Origin of the sequence: Nitrosospira multiformis (assembly GCF_900103165.1) — a bacterium.
Lineage (GTDB): Bacteria > Pseudomonadota > Gammaproteobacteria > Burkholderiales > Nitrosomonadaceae > Nitrosospira > Nitrosospira multiformis_D.
The window spans coordinates 1799735-1814487 of record NZ_FNKY01000001.1 but is presented as its reverse complement, the minus strand read 5'-3'; the positions used below and the strand labels follow the sequence as shown (position 1 = coordinate 1814487).

At 53.3% G+C, this 14753-nt stretch carries 15 protein-coding genes; 10 read left to right on the top strand and 5 right to left on the bottom strand.

Annotated elements, in window-relative coordinates; translation table 11 throughout:
* The first annotated feature begins 123 nt into the window (after window positions 1-123).
* The 3 genes from rnc (at window position 124) to recO (ending at window position 2619) form a co-directional block, all read left to right on the top strand.
* Window positions 124-798, top strand: coding sequence for a ribonuclease III (rnc, locus tag BLR00_RS08050; protein WP_074631890.1), 675 nt, complete (start codon window positions 124-126; stop codon window positions 796-798).
* Between the two features lie 78 nt (window positions 799-876).
* Entirely contained in the window at window positions 877-1785 is a 909-nt protein-coding gene (gene era / locus BLR00_RS08045) for a GTPase Era (RefSeq protein ID WP_074631889.1), read from the top strand.
* A gap of 108 nt (window positions 1786-1893) precedes the next feature.
* Entirely contained in the window at window positions 1894-2619 is a 726-nt protein-coding gene (gene recO / locus BLR00_RS08040) for a DNA repair protein RecO (protein ID WP_074631888.1), read from the top strand.
* 57 nt (window positions 2620-2676) lie between these two features.
* Here recO and BLR00_RS08035 read toward each other — a convergent pair whose 3' ends face one another.
* From BLR00_RS08035 to BLR00_RS08025, 3 genes are read right to left on the bottom strand one after another with little or no spacing between them, the layout of a single operon-like run.
* Window positions 2677-3066, bottom strand: coding sequence for an ArsR/SmtB family transcription factor (locus BLR00_RS08035; RefSeq protein ID WP_442512577.1), 390 nt, complete (start codon window positions 3064-3066; stop codon window positions 2677-2679).
* Window positions 3067-3106: 40 nt separating this feature from the next.
* Window positions 3107-3619 carry a YeeE/YedE family protein gene (locus tag BLR00_RS08030; RefSeq protein ID WP_074631887.1) on the bottom strand — a complete coding sequence of 171 codons (513 nt, stop codon included), beginning with the start codon at window positions 3617-3619 and terminating at the stop codon, window positions 3107-3109.
* Between the two features lie 18 nt (window positions 3620-3637).
* A complete protein-coding gene (locus BLR00_RS08025; protein WP_074631886.1) occupies window positions 3638-4072 on the bottom strand; it encodes a YeeE/YedE family protein in 435 nt (144 codons plus the stop codon).
* A gap of 430 nt (window positions 4073-4502) precedes the next feature.
* Between BLR00_RS08025 and pdxJ the strand changes: the two genes are divergently transcribed.
* From pdxJ to BLR00_RS07990, 7 genes are all read left to right on the top strand, one after another.
* Entirely contained in the window at window positions 4503-5228 is a 726-nt protein-coding gene (gene pdxJ, locus BLR00_RS08020) for a pyridoxine 5'-phosphate synthase (RefSeq protein WP_074631885.1), read from the top strand.
* On the top strand, window positions 5225-5602 hold the full coding sequence (gene acpS / locus BLR00_RS08015) for a holo-ACP synthase (protein ID WP_074631884.1): 378 nt from the start codon (window positions 5225-5227) through the stop codon (window positions 5600-5602). The genes pdxJ and acpS overlap by 4 nt, the downstream gene beginning before the upstream one ends.
* A gap of 203 nt (window positions 5603-5805) precedes the next feature.
* Window positions 5806-6855: a beta-N-acetylhexosaminidase gene (gene nagZ / locus BLR00_RS08010; RefSeq protein WP_074631883.1), complete on the top strand. Its 1050-nt coding sequence runs from the start codon at window positions 5806-5808 to the stop codon at window positions 6853-6855.
* An 87-nt stretch (window positions 6856-6942) separates the two neighbouring features.
* Window positions 6943-7326, top strand: a complete 384-nt coding sequence (locus BLR00_RS08005) for a hypothetical protein (RefSeq protein ID WP_074631882.1) — start codon at window positions 6943-6945, stop codon at window positions 7324-7326.
* A 253-nt stretch (window positions 7327-7579) separates the two neighbouring features.
* On the top strand, window positions 7580-8017 hold the full coding sequence (locus BLR00_RS08000; RefSeq protein WP_074631881.1) for an Hsp20/alpha crystallin family protein: 438 nt from the start codon (window positions 7580-7582) through the stop codon (window positions 8015-8017).
* Window positions 8018-8206: 189 nt separating this feature from the next.
* Window positions 8207-9262, top strand: a complete 1056-nt coding sequence (locus BLR00_RS07995; RefSeq protein ID WP_074631880.1) for a glycosyltransferase family 2 protein — start codon at window positions 8207-8209, stop codon at window positions 9260-9262.
* A complete protein-coding gene (locus BLR00_RS07990; protein WP_074631879.1) occupies window positions 9256-10542 on the top strand; it encodes an NDP-hexose 2,3-dehydratase family protein in 1287 nt (428 codons plus the stop codon). Before BLR00_RS07995 ends, BLR00_RS07990 begins: the two co-directional genes overlap by 7 nt.
* A 65-nt stretch (window positions 10543-10607) precedes the next feature.
* On the opposite strand, the gene BLR00_RS07985 is transcribed toward BLR00_RS07990, so the two are convergent.
* Window positions 10608-12071: a DUF4139 domain-containing protein gene (locus BLR00_RS07985; RefSeq protein ID WP_074631878.1), complete on the bottom strand. Its 1464-nt coding sequence runs from the start codon at window positions 12069-12071 to the stop codon at window positions 10608-10610.
* An 11-nt stretch (window positions 12072-12082) separates the two neighbouring features.
* The gene (locus BLR00_RS07980) at window positions 12083-14671 is read right to left on the bottom strand and encodes a glycosyltransferase family 39 protein (RefSeq protein ID WP_256324084.1); all 2589 of its coding nucleotides are present in this window, start codon (window positions 14669-14671) and stop codon (window positions 12083-12085) included.
* Between the last annotated feature and the right edge of the window lie 82 nt (window positions 14672-14753).

Here is a 14753-nt window from a genome sequence, read left to right as displayed (position 1 = left end):
AAACAAAAATATCTATCCAATCTCATTACTTCGCCACTCTTCAGCCTCAATTCGCCAGTGGGACGGGTAGGCGAATAGCTTGTCTGAAGCATTGGACTTTTAAGATATCTGCGGCTCATTAGCATGGCCAGCAATATACTTTGCCGAAAAATCGGCTATGCTTTTAATCATCCGAAGTTGCTATCTCAGGCGCTGACCCACCGTAGTCATAGCCTGCCGCACAATGAACGCCTTGAATTTCTTGGCGACAGCATACTCAATTGTGCAGTTGCCGGATTGATATTCAGGCAGTTCCCCGACCTTACCGAAGGTGATTTATCGCGAGTGCGGGCTAATCTTGTCAATCAGCAGGCGCTGGCTGAATTGGCGCAAACGCTTGAATTGGGGAGATTGATCAGATTTGGCGAGGGAGAACTCAAAAGTGGTGGAGATCGACGTCCTTCGATACTCGCCGATACGCTGGAGGCGGTGCTGGGAGCAATTTATCTCGATGGAGGTTTTGCCGAAGCCGAGAAGGTCGTTGTGAGTCTTTTCACGCCCCTGCTTCACGAATTGGATTCACAGGCGCTGGGCAAGGACCCCAAGACCCTCTTGCAGGAGTATCTTCAGAGCCGCAGGCTGGCCCTGCCGCAATATTCCGTTATCGCCACCACGGGTGAAGCTCATCAGCAGCAATTTCAAGTGGAATGCGTAGTTCCGAAACTATCCATTCGCACTGCCGGAGCAGGTGCCTCTCGTCGCAGCGCCGAACAGGAAGCAGCCAAACAAGCATATGAACAACTCCAGGCACAAGATTAGGCGGTTACGGATGAGACGAATAATCCCTGCTGCTTTTCTCGTGACGATCTCGTCATTCCTCACTGGTTGCTCCCATCAATGACCACCACTAATCCTGATTATCGCAGCGGTTATGTCGCCATCGTGGGGCGCCCCAATGTCGGTAAATCCACGCTGCTCAACAATCTGGTCGGCCAGAAGGTCAGTATTACTTCAAGAAAATCGCAGACCACCCGCCATCGCATCAATGGCATTCTCACCGATGCGCAATCCCAGTTTATCTTTGTCGATACTCCCGGTTTTCAGAAGCAACATACCAATCGCTTGCATAACACGATGAACCGGACAGTAATCCAGAGTATGCGGGATGTGGATGTAGTCATACTGGTGATCGAGGCATTGCGTTTCGATGATCGTGACAAGCTCGTGGTAAAACTCTTGCCTGCGATGGATAGTCCGGACAAGCCGGTAATTCTTGTCGTCAACAAGGTGGACCGCTTGGCCGACAAATCGCAGCTGCTTCCATTTCTTGAAAAAATGGCAAAGGAGTACGCATTCGCGGCCATCATACCGATGAGCGCCGAGAAAGGAATACAACTCGCGGATTTGATACGCACAGTCCGGTCGTATTTGCCACAAAATCCGCCATTGTTCGATGAAAATGAAGTCACCGACCGTAGCGAGCAATTTATTGCCGCTGAACTGGTTCGAGAGAAACTGTTTCGCCTGTTGGGGGAAGAAATCCCCTACTCTACCAGCGTCATTATCGATCAATTCACAATGGAAGGAGAGCTGCGTAAAATTCATGCCTCCATTATTGTAGACAGGTCTAATCAAAAGGCTATCGTTATCGGCAAGGATGGCGAAAAACTCAAGTTGATCGCCACGCAGGCGCGCAAGGACATGGAACAAAATTTCGGCGGCAAAGTCTTTCTCAAGGTCTGGGTAAAAGTGAAAAGTGGCTGGGCCGACGATGCGCGGGCATTGAAAAGCCTTGGATATGAGTAATTCCCGGCTGCCGGGAAAATGATTGTTTAGCGCTATGACCGGCAGAGATTCCTCACGCTCCTTGACCCTCAACCTTTTGGTGAGCTCGCTACAGCTGCCGGATTCAGGATGATTGCGGATAAACAGGCGCAGGAAGCCCAGCCGGCATTCGTGCTGCATGCCTATCCCTACCGGGAAACCAGTCTCGTGGTGGAGACCTTCACTCGCAGTTTTGGAAGGGTGCCGCTCATGGCAAAAGGGGCCAAACGCCCCACATCCACGCTCAGGGGATTACTGCGGGCATTTCAGCCTCTGCTGCTGACTTGGGGGGGGAAATCCGAATTACGCACACTGCATAAGGCAGAATGGCAAGGCGGTCAGATGCCATTGCAAGGGACGGCACTGATCTGTGGCTTCTACCTCAACGAACTGCTTGTGCGGTTATTACACCGCCATGATCCCCATGAACAACTATTTGCATATTATCAGGAAACATTAACGGCGTTGAGTGCTCAGAAGGACTACATTCCCATTTTGCGGCGCTTCGAGCAGCGCATGTTGCAGGAATTAGGCTACGCCTTGACACTCGGTCATGACGTATCTGGCAAACCCACGGACCCCAATAGGGACTACTGCTACGAAATTGAGCGCGGACCGGTGGCATGGGATGAAAGCAACCCCAACCACGGCTTGCGTCTGGGCGGAAAAACCCTTCTGGATATGGAACAAGGCGATTACTCGAATATCGCGACCCGGCAGCAGAGCAAGACGCTGATGCGCTACATACTCAACTATTATCTCAACGACCAACCGCTGCATACACGGCAATTATTGAAAGATCTCCAGCAACTATGATGTCATCATTTGCGTGATTGAATCTGATCCCATGCTAACCAACGGAACGTAAACGGCTCAAAATCGATATGCCGAGCCGGCTCCCTCCTCACGTTCATTAGCCAGCTTTGAGAAAGGATCACTAAACTTCTCCTTGCCACAATAAAGATTGTATAAAGTCTGCATGATTTGAATCACTTCAAGGCTCGTCAAACGATAGATTATGTATTTTCCTTTCCGTTCGGTGGCAACAAGTCCTTCCTCACGCAATACAGTCAACTGCTGTGAAAGAGTAGGTTGCTGAATACCCAATAATGCCTCCAATTCACCCACATTCCTGGCACCTTCAATTAATTGACATAAGATGAGTAACCTGTCTTCATTCGCCAATACTTTCAGCATCGCGCACGCCTGGGATGCGGATGCCCGTATTGCCGGAATGCTGGGAAAATCAGACTCCAGTTTCACGATTGATCTCTCTCAAATTGAGTCCTGTAAAACGCAGGGCTTACATCTCGATATGCCCTGCCTTGCCATGAGCTGCCGGGTTGCCTGATGCTGTGCCTGCGATGCCATTGTGCGCCCCCGGTCTTCTGGACAAATTGACAGCCTGGCTTCTTTCCAGAATTTCAAAAATTCCCATGCCCAGAAGCATAGCCGCTACAAATACCAGTCCTTTGACACTGCCGCTTCCAAGTAAAACCAGGGCGGGGCCGGGACATATTCCCGCCATCCCCCAACCTATACCAAACGCCAGACTCCCCAAAACCAGCCGTTTGTTGATCACGCGTGAAGCGGGAAGATTCATTGGGAGCCCCAGGTAACTACGGTTAAGCTTTCGGGCGACGGCAAAGGCCACTGAACCAACCCCGATTGCACCCGCCATCACCAGCGCAAGAGATGGGTCCCATGCTCCTGTAATATCAAGAAATGACAGGACTTTATCGGGGTTTGCCATCCCCGCGAGGATAAGCCCCACCCCAAAGATCAGCCCCGATATCAATGCGATGATGTTGACCATCCTGATTTCCTCCTCGACCTATGTCTGGAAAACATGTCGAATGACATAAACAGTGACAAAACCTGTTCCCATAAAAGACAGGGTTGCGATAATGGAACGTGGCGACAGGCGCGATAGTCCGCAAACGCCATGCCCGCTCGTGCAACCTGACCCATAACGCGTGCCTATTCCAACGACCAAGCCAGCCATCGCCATCATGGCATAGCTACCATCAATGTGAATTGCGGGCAGGCTCAGAAACAATTGCCAAACTAGCGGGGCGGCAACAAGACCTGAAATAAAAGCAATACGCCAGCCTGTATCGTTCTTCTGCATCTTGAGCACTCCCCCGGCGATGCCGGAGATCCCCGCAATCCGTCCATTAAAGAGCACCAGTATAGCTACCGCCATGCCGATGACCGCACCCCCAGTCAGCGCAGACCATGGCGTGAACTGACTCCAGTTGATTAACATTTATCCCTCCTCGCGCCGTAATATGTTCAACGTTTCTTTTGCAAGCTTATCATTATATATTTTTTGAATATATCATTTAATATTCTATTATCAGAATACCCAGCTTGGGAGATCTTCGGTCAGAAGCGAAGCAACGTCTTCGTGCTGCTCCGGTGCATAATAAGCTGCCTGTCTTAACTAGGGCGATTCTGGGCCCATACGTTTAACAAGCTGTCGTCCCAGCATGGATTGTTATAGTATATTGGGTTTTCCGTTTCGGTTTTACTTGGGCCTTGATCCACACTCGGAACAAAGCGGCATCTCGTCAGGGATGCGGCGATGGAGTATCGCCCCCCCGGACAGGCAGGCAAAGGCCGATGCGCCACCCATTCAACTATTCTTTCGGTGACGCGGTTTCCCGCGCAACCATTACTGAAAATCTGCCATCCTTATGATCGAACTGGGCGTCAATATTGATCACGTCGCCACGCTGCGGCAAGCGCGGGGTACGACTTATCCGAGTCCTGTGGAAGCGGCAATGGTCGCGGAATTGGCCGGGGCGGATGCAATTACATTGCACTTACGCGAAGATCGCCGCCATATCCAGGACGCGGATGTGGAAATTCTGCGGGGTTTACTAAAGACCCGCATGAATCTGGAGAGCGCGGTGACCAGTGAGATGATAGATTTTGCGCTGCGCATCAGACCTCAGGACGTCTGCCTGGTGCCCGAGCGGCGGGAGGAATTGACCACCGAAGGAGGTCTCGACGTCGTGCGGCATTTTGAACAGGTGAAGCGGGCCTGTGACAGACTGGCTCAAGCAGACATTCACGTATCGCTATTCATCAATGCCGATCCCGTTCAGATCGATGCCGCGGTGCGCGCCGGCGCGCCGGCGATCGAGATCCACACGGGTCACTATGCCGATGCAAAAACCGAGGGCGCGCAACAGAATGAACTGGAACAGATTCGCGCCGCAGTAAAGGAAGGTATTGACCGGGGACTGAAGGTCAACGCCGGGCATGGATTACATTATCATAATGTCCAGCCCGTCGCAGCAATACCCGGCGTATCCGAGCTCAATATCGGGCATGCGATTGTGGCTCATGCGCTGTTCGTCGGCTTTGAACAGGCGGTCCGGGAGATGAAAAGATTGATGCTGGAAGCGCGCCAATGATTTATGGAATCGGCACCGATCTGGTCGAACCTTCGCGCATCGCGCGGTTGCTCGAAAAATACGGTGAACGCTTCGCCAAGCGATTGCTGACAGACGAGGAATGGCCTGAATACATCAAGAGCGTTCAGCCTGCCATGTTCCTGGCCAAGCGTTTCGCCGCCAAGGAAGCGCTTTCCAAAGCAATCGGCACGGGCATGCGCTATCCAGTGAGTTTGAGCCATATCGGGATAACCCATGACCATCTGGGTAAACCGTATTTCGCATTTCATCCCGCGTTGAGTGCACTGATCAAAAAAGAGGGTATCACAAGCCATCATCTTTCCATCAGCGATGAATTAAACCTGGCATGTGCCTTTGTCATTCTAGAAAAGTAATGGATACTATAAATCCAAATTTCGTCGTAGTACTACTGCATTACTCAAGGAATTTTATCGCTTACCTATCGAGCAGCAGATGCGGCGTTAAAGTTTCTCTGCAAGCATCCGCCGAGCGGATTGCCTGCTTACCCCGCTTCGCCCTCACTTAGTTGGCAGCACGTAAATGAGCTTACTTAGAACTTCGAATTCATAGGACACTGATGTCTCTCGGGCCCATCATGCTCGACATCGAAGGCATACAACTGACTGCCGACGACAAGAGAAAACTTCTGCATCCGCTGGTTGGTGGAGTCATCCTGTTCACGCGGAACTACTCGTCGCTAGAGCAGCTCATGCAGCTAACTGCGGAAATCCATGCGCTCCGAACCCCTCCGCTTCTGATCGCTGTGGACCATGAGGGTGGACGAGTGCAACGTTTTCGTGCAGATTTCACGAGACTGCCGCCTATGCGCGAACTCGGCATAATATGGGATGAACATCCCGGCAAGGCACGGCATCTGGCACAGCAGACGGGCTACGTGCTGGCGGGGGAGCTGCGCGCCGCAGGCGTGGACTTAAGCTTTACCCCAGTGCTGGATATGGATCACGGACAGAGCTGCGTCATCGGTGACCGCGCTTTCCACGATAAACCGCAAGGTATCGCCGAACTGGCTCATAGCCTGATGTCCGGGCTAAAGCTGGGCGGCATGGCGGCGGTCGGAAAGCATTTTCCGGGGCATGGCTATATTCAGGCGGACTCCCATGTTGAGGTGCCGGTGGATGAACGCACTTATCCGGAAATCGAAAAAAGTGACCTGGTTCCATTTCGCAAGATGATTGGCTTCGGACTCGCCGGCATCATGCCGGCACATGTCATTTACCCCCACGTAGATTCGCGTCCTGCGGGTTTTTCCGAGATATGGCTAAAAAAAATCCTGCGTGCTGAACTGGACTTTGAAGGCTGCATCTTCAGCGATGACTTGAATATGGCAGGCGCGGCGGTCGCCGGCGATATATTGCAACGCGCGGAAAGCGCGTTGCATGCGGGTTGCGACATGATACTGATATGCAACAACCCGGAAGCGGCGGATACATTGCTGGAGGAATTACGCTGGGATATTCCGGCCATCAGCGTTGTACGCCTCGCCCGCATGCGCGGACGGCCCCATCCCGATTCGCTCGTAAAACTGCATGAGAACGCGAGCTTTGTAAAAGCGGTGGAAAATATTGCGAGTATTGGACTCAGCAGCGGCGACTTACCTTTGGGATAAGGTTGCTATAACTCATCGGCAAGCGTTGATCTATTCCATCTGATTCCATTGATATTCGTTGGTTTACATCTTTTCTGTGGAGATTTTGTGGCCGACAAACACCAAGAATACCTTGCCGCTCGTGAGAAATGGGTACACGAAGATCAATTGATAAATCATCGATTGACATGGCTGCTCGTTTCGCAAACTCTTCTGTTCGCAGCATACGGGGCGCTTCTTCAAACACCGGACGATAGACCATATTTCTCCAAGATTTGCCAAATGTTGCCAGTCATCCCTGCACTCGGAATTGGAGTCGCTCTCATGCTCCTGCTGAGTATCATCTCTGCATGCTGTGCTTTACACATTCTCAGGAAAAAAACGGGATTTTTACTTGCCGTATCAGATAACACCCATTTTGGCGGTTTGATAGCACCCATTCTGCTCCCCCTTTTTTTCGTAGGGGCTTGGGCATGGATTTTGATATTATGACGAGAGAGACACAAGGAGGTAGCTTCAATTCCTGCCGAGCTCATATCACAGTCCATTAAACCGATGGATAAGGCTGAGAAATTCACCTACGTCCAAGAAATCCGCACCTATTTACTTAATCTATCCGACTCAGTGAACGCTCTACCATCGTTGGACAGTTGAAAAAACAGCAAGTGGACCTATATTAATTACTGAGTGCTGATTCCGGTAATTTCAGCATTGATGCTAATCACTTAATTCACATGGAGGTAATATGGCTATTGCTCGTTACGAACCCTGGAGTTTACTGAACCAATTACACAAAGAACTGGATCGTGTGCGCGAGGGTGGCGACAGCGAGGGATCGACCGCCACCGCCGAATGGGCGCCAGCGGTCGATATCAAGGAAGAAGCTGACAAGTTCGTCCTGCTGGCGGATCTTCCGGGGGTAAAACCTGAGGAAATCGATGTCAGCATGGAAGATGGCGTACTGACGATCAGAGGCGAAAAGAGAACCGAAGCAAAAACCGAGAAAGAAGGCTACAAACGGGTTGAGCGTACCTATGGTTCTTTTTACCGGCGCTTCAGTTTACCGGATACAGCGAATTCCGACGCGATATCGGCAAAAACGAATCATGGCGTCCTGGAAATCGTCATCCCCAAACGTGAAGCTGTCCAGCCAAAGAAAATCAGCGTAACTTCGGCCGAATAATACCAGGCAGGTGAACGGAGCCAAAACGAGATCGTGAGGCTCCGTTTTTTTTGGGTAACTGCAAGCGGCGAGTAACCCGTACCCTAGGCAATGGATCTCTTCTCATAAAGAAGAATGCTTCCTGACTCAAAGTTTAGCCGCGCCTGTTTTTAATAAAAGATCCCCCACAATACCCGGATTTAATTTCTAATGCAGTTTTCCCCTGGGCCGCCCCTGGTTTCCGTCATTCTGCCGTCATTCAATCACGCCGCCTTCGTTGGTGAAGCGGTTCAGAGTGTTCTCGATCAAACTTTTCGCGACCTCGAACTGATCGTTGTTGACGATGCTTCCTCGGACGAAACGGCGGATGTAGTCGCATCAATCCATGATCCCCGTTTGACGCTGATCCGTTTATCTGAGAACCGGGCTGTGCATGCACGCAATCTGGCATTAAGCCGGGCACGTGGACAATATGTCGCTTTTCAGAACTCCGATGATATCTGGGTGCCAGCCAAGCTGGCTGCTCAACTCGAGGCCATGGAAAGTGCGAGCCGCTATATCGCATGTTTTACCGCGGTGGAAATCATTGATAAGAACGGACTGCCTGCCCGCGACACTTGGGCGAACGGGATTTTTACCACCGTTAATCGCCCGGCCGCAAACTGGCTTCAGCACTTCTTCGATGTCGGAAACTGCCTGCCGCTGCCTTCGGCAATAGCGCATCGATCGGATGTGATCAGGTTGGGGGCTTTCCGTCCAAGCTTTGTACAACTTGGGGATGTTGACTTATGGATTCGACTCGCCGCACTGGGTGAGTTTTTTATTCTACCCGAGCCACTGACAAAAATACGCATCATGGAAGGCGTCAATCTGAGTACTCCATCCCTCCGAGGGCACAGGCAGGCGCAGATCGAGTTTGCCGCGGTACTGGAGCGGTATACTGAATCACCCATTATTGAACAACTTAATCATATCTTCCCTGATCTGGCAAAAACACCTGCCTCAGGCGCGAAAAAGGTGTCCCTCGCGCTTCGCGCCTGGGGGCGCAATGACGCCAATGGCGCCTATTCGCTCTTCGCGGACAGGACCGTGGCGCGAGTCATGGAAGATGCTCATGAACGCGCCGATGCCATCGCTGCTCATGGTACTGAATTCATTCATACGTTCTTTGCCCGGCGATGTGAGTCCGAGTTTATTCGGCACAGCACCAGAAAACGTCATAGTACCGGAATTTTGGCGCGGTGCCGGAGCATCCTGGGATGGTGAAACCTGAACTCCTGACGCAGAGAGATGAAATCGCATCCTGGCTTGACTGTGTGCGTTCATCCGACCGGTTCAAGGTCGAACCGGTGGCGCTTGATCAATCGGATGCATGGATGCACAAACACGGGACGATCCGGCATGTCTCAGGGCGCTTCTTCGGGATCATTGGCCTGACTTGGACAGAAGGGCTAACGCAGCATTGGCAGCCTTTCATCGATCAGCGCGAAGTAGGCACGCTCGGCTTCATCACGCGTCGCAGAGGAAAAGAGGTCGATCTTCTCGTTCAAGCCAAGACAGAACCAGGCAACGTCGGTATTGTCCAGCTTGCGCCAACTTGTCAGGCAACAGCAAGCAACCGCGAACGTGTTCACGGGGGTGATTCGCCACCCTACTCCGAGTATTTTCCCGGCTCAATGGGCAATATTATCTCCGACTCCCTTCAGAGCGAGCAGGGTACGCGCTTCTTTGGCAAACTAAACCGGAACATCCTGATCCTGGATGATCATGTTGAGGTGAAATACGATCAGCATTGCTGGATCCCTTTCAAACTTTTCGGCCAGCTTCTAACTGAGGATTTCCTGGTTAATACCGACGCCCGATCGGTTCTCTGTACTACGGATTGGAACCGTCTCGGCGGGCAACCGCCTTTCCAGGGTGAGGATGATTTCTCTCGAGGACTCAATACCTCGTTCAGCATCCCTGTTCAGAAGGATGTGATTGATGGTGTCCACACGACTCTCGCTGAGCTTCGAATGAGAGCCCCCGTCGTCGGGATCTGTCCGCTCAACACCATGCCCGGGTGGCGCCTGGATACCGGTAGTCCGATTACGGTGACGGATGGGCGCTTGTCGATCCGGCATATCCAGGTGCACGCGCAGACACGAGAAGTGAATGACTGGGATCAGCCGATTTTTCACAATAATTTCGAGCAAACCATCGACCTCGACTATGGCCGCACAAACGGCATATTCCGGTTCGCCTTCCGCCCATGCTGGGAGCCCGGTCTGCGTGCGATTGCGGAACTTGCCCCGACGAGGATCGGGATCACGGCTTTGCCGGGTGATACCTTGCCTGACAAGGTGCAAATCTCGGTTCGGCAGTCAGACGAAGGTGGACGTTTCTTTCGGGATGTCGCTGAATATAGGATCATAGACATCGGCGAGGCACGACCCGCGGACGGAATTATTTGGCTCACGCTTGCCGAGGTAACCAAGCTACTGCCGCAAGGAATATTTAACAACGAAGCCCGTAGCGTGCTCTCTCTTCTCTTGTCCCTGGCATGAACCGCTGCCGGGAGATTACATTATTTTCAGATTTCCGTATCCAGCAATATCCACGAAACCCGCACCTATCCTCTCTCCCGTTGTTTGATCCGTACACGGTAAGTCAGCGTGGTCTTGCCATCCGCGGGAACGGATACCTTCCATTCCGCAATACCGGAAGCCGCCTTGGTATGAGGCTGCGATTCCGATACCATGGTCCAGTCACCTGGCACCGGCTCCCGCACAGTCACCGTAACCGCTTCTTTCTTGGCATTTTTTAATACGATCTGATAAGCGGTTTCAAATACGGCATTATGGCGCCCTTCCCCACCCAGTCTCTGGAAATCCGTCTGCTTTTTGTCAGCTGTCACATCGAATGCATCGCCCAGCTTCAAACGAACCACCTCGTTCCTGGGTGTATGATCAATCTGGTCTTCACCCACAAACTGGGCATTCCCCTGCGTATCTTTCTTGTAAACACGGACGACCCCCTTGGGTAGCGGTACGCCCAAGCCTTCACCCTTATTCTGAAATTCGACAAACACGCCCACTTTCAGCTTCTGGCCAATATCGCCATACTGGCCGAAATAATAATAATTTGCGCCCATCATTAGAAATTCTTTCCTGACCGGCACGGTGGTCGCCGACAGCAGCGCCACCTGTTTGGTTTGGTTTTCCGCTAACGTCGTGGTGCGCTGCAGCGTATAAAGATGATACTCAAACAGCGACTCCTGCTTCATTTCCTCCACTTCAGCCGTCTTTGCCATCATCGCCGCCACATCGCGCGACATGGGAGACGGTTTGCGCACCCGGTTCAAGTCCCCGGCCACCAGTTGCAGCTTGGCATTCGGATAGGCTGCTCCACTTTGATTGGTCAAAGTGACCCACCCATTAAAATCGAGATAATCGTCGCGTTCGTTCAATTCGGCCACATAGTCAGCGTGCCATGACAACCCCGCAGTCAGATAGGAAAGTTCAAGATTCTGTTCTCCTGCGACGGGATTGATGAGCGAAACGACCAGAGTCGGTTTATCGCGCAGGTTTTCCGGTACGCCGGAGAATGCCAGACGGCCCGGAATACCGGTTTCGATACGATCAGCAAATTTGAGCACAGTGCCGCCATTGGTGGCGAGCACGGTGGCCGTTTCTCTGGTTTCCGCACCCGTGGCTGGATTGGTGCGAATGACCACCACCTCCTTGCCAAGGTACTTCTCCAGCAGCTTCTCAGGTGTCAGCAGATCAAAATCGAAATTCTGCTCCTGCAAGCGAAATCCGGCAGGATGAGTCAGATTGCGCAACTGTGCCGTTTCAGGACGCATCCGGGCGGAGACTTCCCGCCAGGCCAGTTTATTAAAATCTCGTTCAAGTTTGACCTTGCGCGCATCTTTTATCAATGCCAGATCATCGTTGTAAATCGTCACAGCCACCTCTTTTTGTTCCGCGGCGGTGGTCACTGTCTCATTTTTCTGGCCTCCGGATGCCGCTACGCCATGGGGAGCGAGCATTATCAGGCTCGCCGCTATTATATTTACTGTCAATATTTTCAGCATTTTCCCTCCAGTCATGGCGAATTCGTTTGCCCCAGGTATCCCTGCGCGATGCGGTAATAGATTTTGCGCAGTGGCTTATTTTCCCGCAAGATCGTCCGCTCAAGTACCGGACCAGGTTGCACCAGCATCGGGCTAATCTCGTGGCCTTGCCGGTTATGCTCAAGTTCCTTCGGAATCATACCTACCAGAATGATCGGCCGGTTCGTCGGTGGATCGGGTGGATACCAGAAATCATACATGGCGGCCTTGTCGCCGAACAGATTGCGCGAACGTATATCCATCGGTTCGCCGTTCTCACTCCTGTTGTAAAAAGCCAGCGAAGTTGCCACCGACCATCGGCTCATACCCACCACAATCGGCTTCTGCCCGGTTTGGCGTTGAACCGTCTCCACAATTTGTTCGACTTCATGGGTTGCCTCGCGCCAGAAATAGTGTTCGCCAAAACCCACATAGGGTATACCGGGAATGCCGAGCACCACATAATGCAATGCAAATGCATAGAGGAACAGAAAAACTGCGATAGTGGGCTTCCAGGCCGCACGCACGCGGCTGGCAATGGTGCGCAGCTCCGTTCCCTGGCCCATCATCCACGCCATTGTCGGCAGCAATGCCAGCCACACGGGACCGGTCCAGTGAAATTTAGGCGCACCGAACAGGCTCAAGCAAAAAAATACCGCCAGCGGTACGCCGGTGAATACTCTCACAAACAGGCGACGCCTGGCCATGCATGGATCAGGATGATCATCGCCCCCTTGCCACAGCGCCAGAGCCGCCGCCACCAGTCCTACCGGGGTCAGCATCAGCAACATGTGAAGAAACAACCAATGCAAAGAGAATTTGTTGCCTATTCCAGTAGCTCGTTCCGCCTGGAACAGAATCGAGACCCAATTATTTTCCATATTCCAGACAATGACGGGCGAGAACATCAGAAGGGCAAGCGCGGCGGCGAGGTATGGCTGCGGACGGCGCAGCCAGCGGCGCGAGGCGGGATCCAGAATCACGAACAGCAGCGCCGCCGGACCCAGCAGGCCCAGCGTATACTTGGACAGTATCCCCAGGCCAAAAGCAATGCCAAGGCCCAGCCAGGCTCGGTTGCCATCCGACGCCAGCAATACCCGTTCCATATAGTACAACGTGGCGGCCCAAGCAGCCATCTGGGATGCATCGGCTGTCATTAACATGCCCGGGACAAAACCGAACGGCAGTATGGCCAGCAGCAGCACGGCGCGCATGCCCGTGGATTTATCATACAGGTTACGTGCCAGCGCATACAGGTAGCCCATGGCGATCAGGCCGCAGATGAATGCACCGATGCGAACACCGAACTCCGTATCGCCGAAGATGGCGGTGCCCAGCCAGATCAGCCACGCCACCATGGGTGGGTGATCCAGAAAGCTCAGCTCCATGTGCTGGGCATAATTCCAGTAGTAGGCCTCATCGGGAATCAGCTGTGCCTGGCCCAGGTAGATCAGGCGCAGCAATACGGCAAAGGCGACAATGCCGAGCGAGGCTACCCGCCAGCGCACATCCGCCGAGGGAAGGTCCTGCCGGACAGGGAACACGTAGAAGGCGCTACCGAGATACTGGAGGGCGGCCGTGACTGCGACAGCGGGAAATATCGCCAGCATGGGGGCCATATGCCAGCCATAGACCAGCCATGCCAGGACCCCGCCGCGCATCAGCAAGGTGAATAGCCCCATCGTCAGGAAACGGCCAAAATGAGACCATCGCGGATAGCCTGCGGGGGGAGGCTGGAACGTCCATTTCGAATTGAGCGGGTAATTCATCGCGGCGGCGGCGAAGAAACTCACGATGTGCGCCAGCGCGAGGCCGGCACCCCGGCTCATGAGCCACTGGAACAGGAGGATGTCGATAACGATACCCAACAGCCCCACCGCCGCAAACCGGCCGGTGCTGCCGAAAGAAACCGTGCCGCCAGCCAGTGTCATCAGGCGTTTCAGATCAATCCATTGGGAATGGAACGATAGCCTGGCGGTGCCATGCGTGCGCTGGTGAAAGCAAACAGGCACTTCCACGACTCTAAGCTTGCCCTGGCCGGCCATGAGCAGTTCGAGCAGGGTTTTATATCCGCGAGCGCGTTCGCTGAGAGTGGCGGCCAGTTCCCGGCGGAAGGCGAAGAATCCCGAGGTGGCGTCACTCACATCACAGAGAGAGCGGGCACACCAGTCCCCCAGGCGCGACAGCCATTGGCGGTGTGGCCATCCCCCGGTGCCGCCGCCTGGCACATGGCGGCTCCCGACAGCCACGTCATGGCTGCCGTCCAGCAGCGGGGCCACCAGAGCGGGCAGCCGCTCAGGCGGATGACTCGGATCCATCACGACGATGACATCACTCTGCGCCAGCGCCACACCCGCCAGAATCGATCCTGCCAGGTCCGGCTGCTCATGCCGCTCGATCAATCTCACGTTCGCCTGCGCCTCCCAGGCGCGCACCCGACCGGGAGTTCCATCGCGCGAACCATCATCGACAAAAATGACTTCAAAACTACCTGGTACCAGATCCAGTGCAAACAGACGCGTCAGTAATGGATCTATGTGGTCTGCTTCGTCAAGCGTGGGAATCACCACGGAAAATTGCACGGTGCTGGTTATCTCTGTGTTGGACAGGCTGGATGACGTTGGCGAGAAAGGATGTATAGACAGAGAATGAGTCGTATCCAGC

Bases quoted from the DNA above. Each gene is read 5' to 3' on its own strand.
- rnc (WP_074631890.1), top strand. From the start codon at position 124: ATGGCCAGCAATATACTTTGCCGAAAAATCGGCTATGCTTTTAATCAT.
- era (WP_074631889.1), top strand. From the start codon at position 877: ATGACCACCACTAATCCTGATTATCGCAGCGGTTATGTCGCCATCGTG.
- recO (WP_074631888.1), top strand. From the start codon at position 1,894: ATGATTGCGGATAAACAGGCGCAGGAAGCCCAGCCGGCATTCGTGCTG.
- BLR00_RS08030 (WP_074631887.1), bottom strand. From the start codon at position 3,619: ATGGTCAACATCATCGCATTGATATCGGGGCTGATCTTTGGGGTGGGG.
- BLR00_RS08025 (WP_074631886.1), bottom strand. From the start codon at position 4,072: ATGTTAATCAACTGGAGTCAGTTCACGCCATGGTCTGCGCTGACTGGG.
- pdxJ (WP_074631885.1), top strand. From the start codon at position 4,503: ATGATCGAACTGGGCGTCAATATTGATCACGTCGCCACGCTGCGGCAA.
- acpS (WP_074631884.1), top strand. From the start codon at position 5,225: ATGATTTATGGAATCGGCACCGATCTGGTCGAACCTTCGCGCATCGCG.
- nagZ (WP_074631883.1), top strand. From the start codon at position 5,806: ATGTCTCTCGGGCCCATCATGCTCGACATCGAAGGCATACAACTGACT.
- BLR00_RS08000 (WP_074631881.1), top strand. From the start codon at position 7,580: ATGGCTATTGCTCGTTACGAACCCTGGAGTTTACTGAACCAATTACAC.
- BLR00_RS07995 (WP_074631880.1), top strand. From the start codon at position 8,207: ATGCAGTTTTCCCCTGGGCCGCCCCTGGTTTCCGTCATTCTGCCGTCA.
- BLR00_RS07990 (WP_074631879.1), top strand. From the start codon at position 9,256: ATGGTGAAACCTGAACTCCTGACGCAGAGAGATGAAATCGCATCCTGG.
- BLR00_RS07985 (WP_074631878.1), bottom strand. From the start codon at position 12,071: ATGCTGAAAATATTGACAGTAAATATAATAGCGGCGAGCCTGATAATG.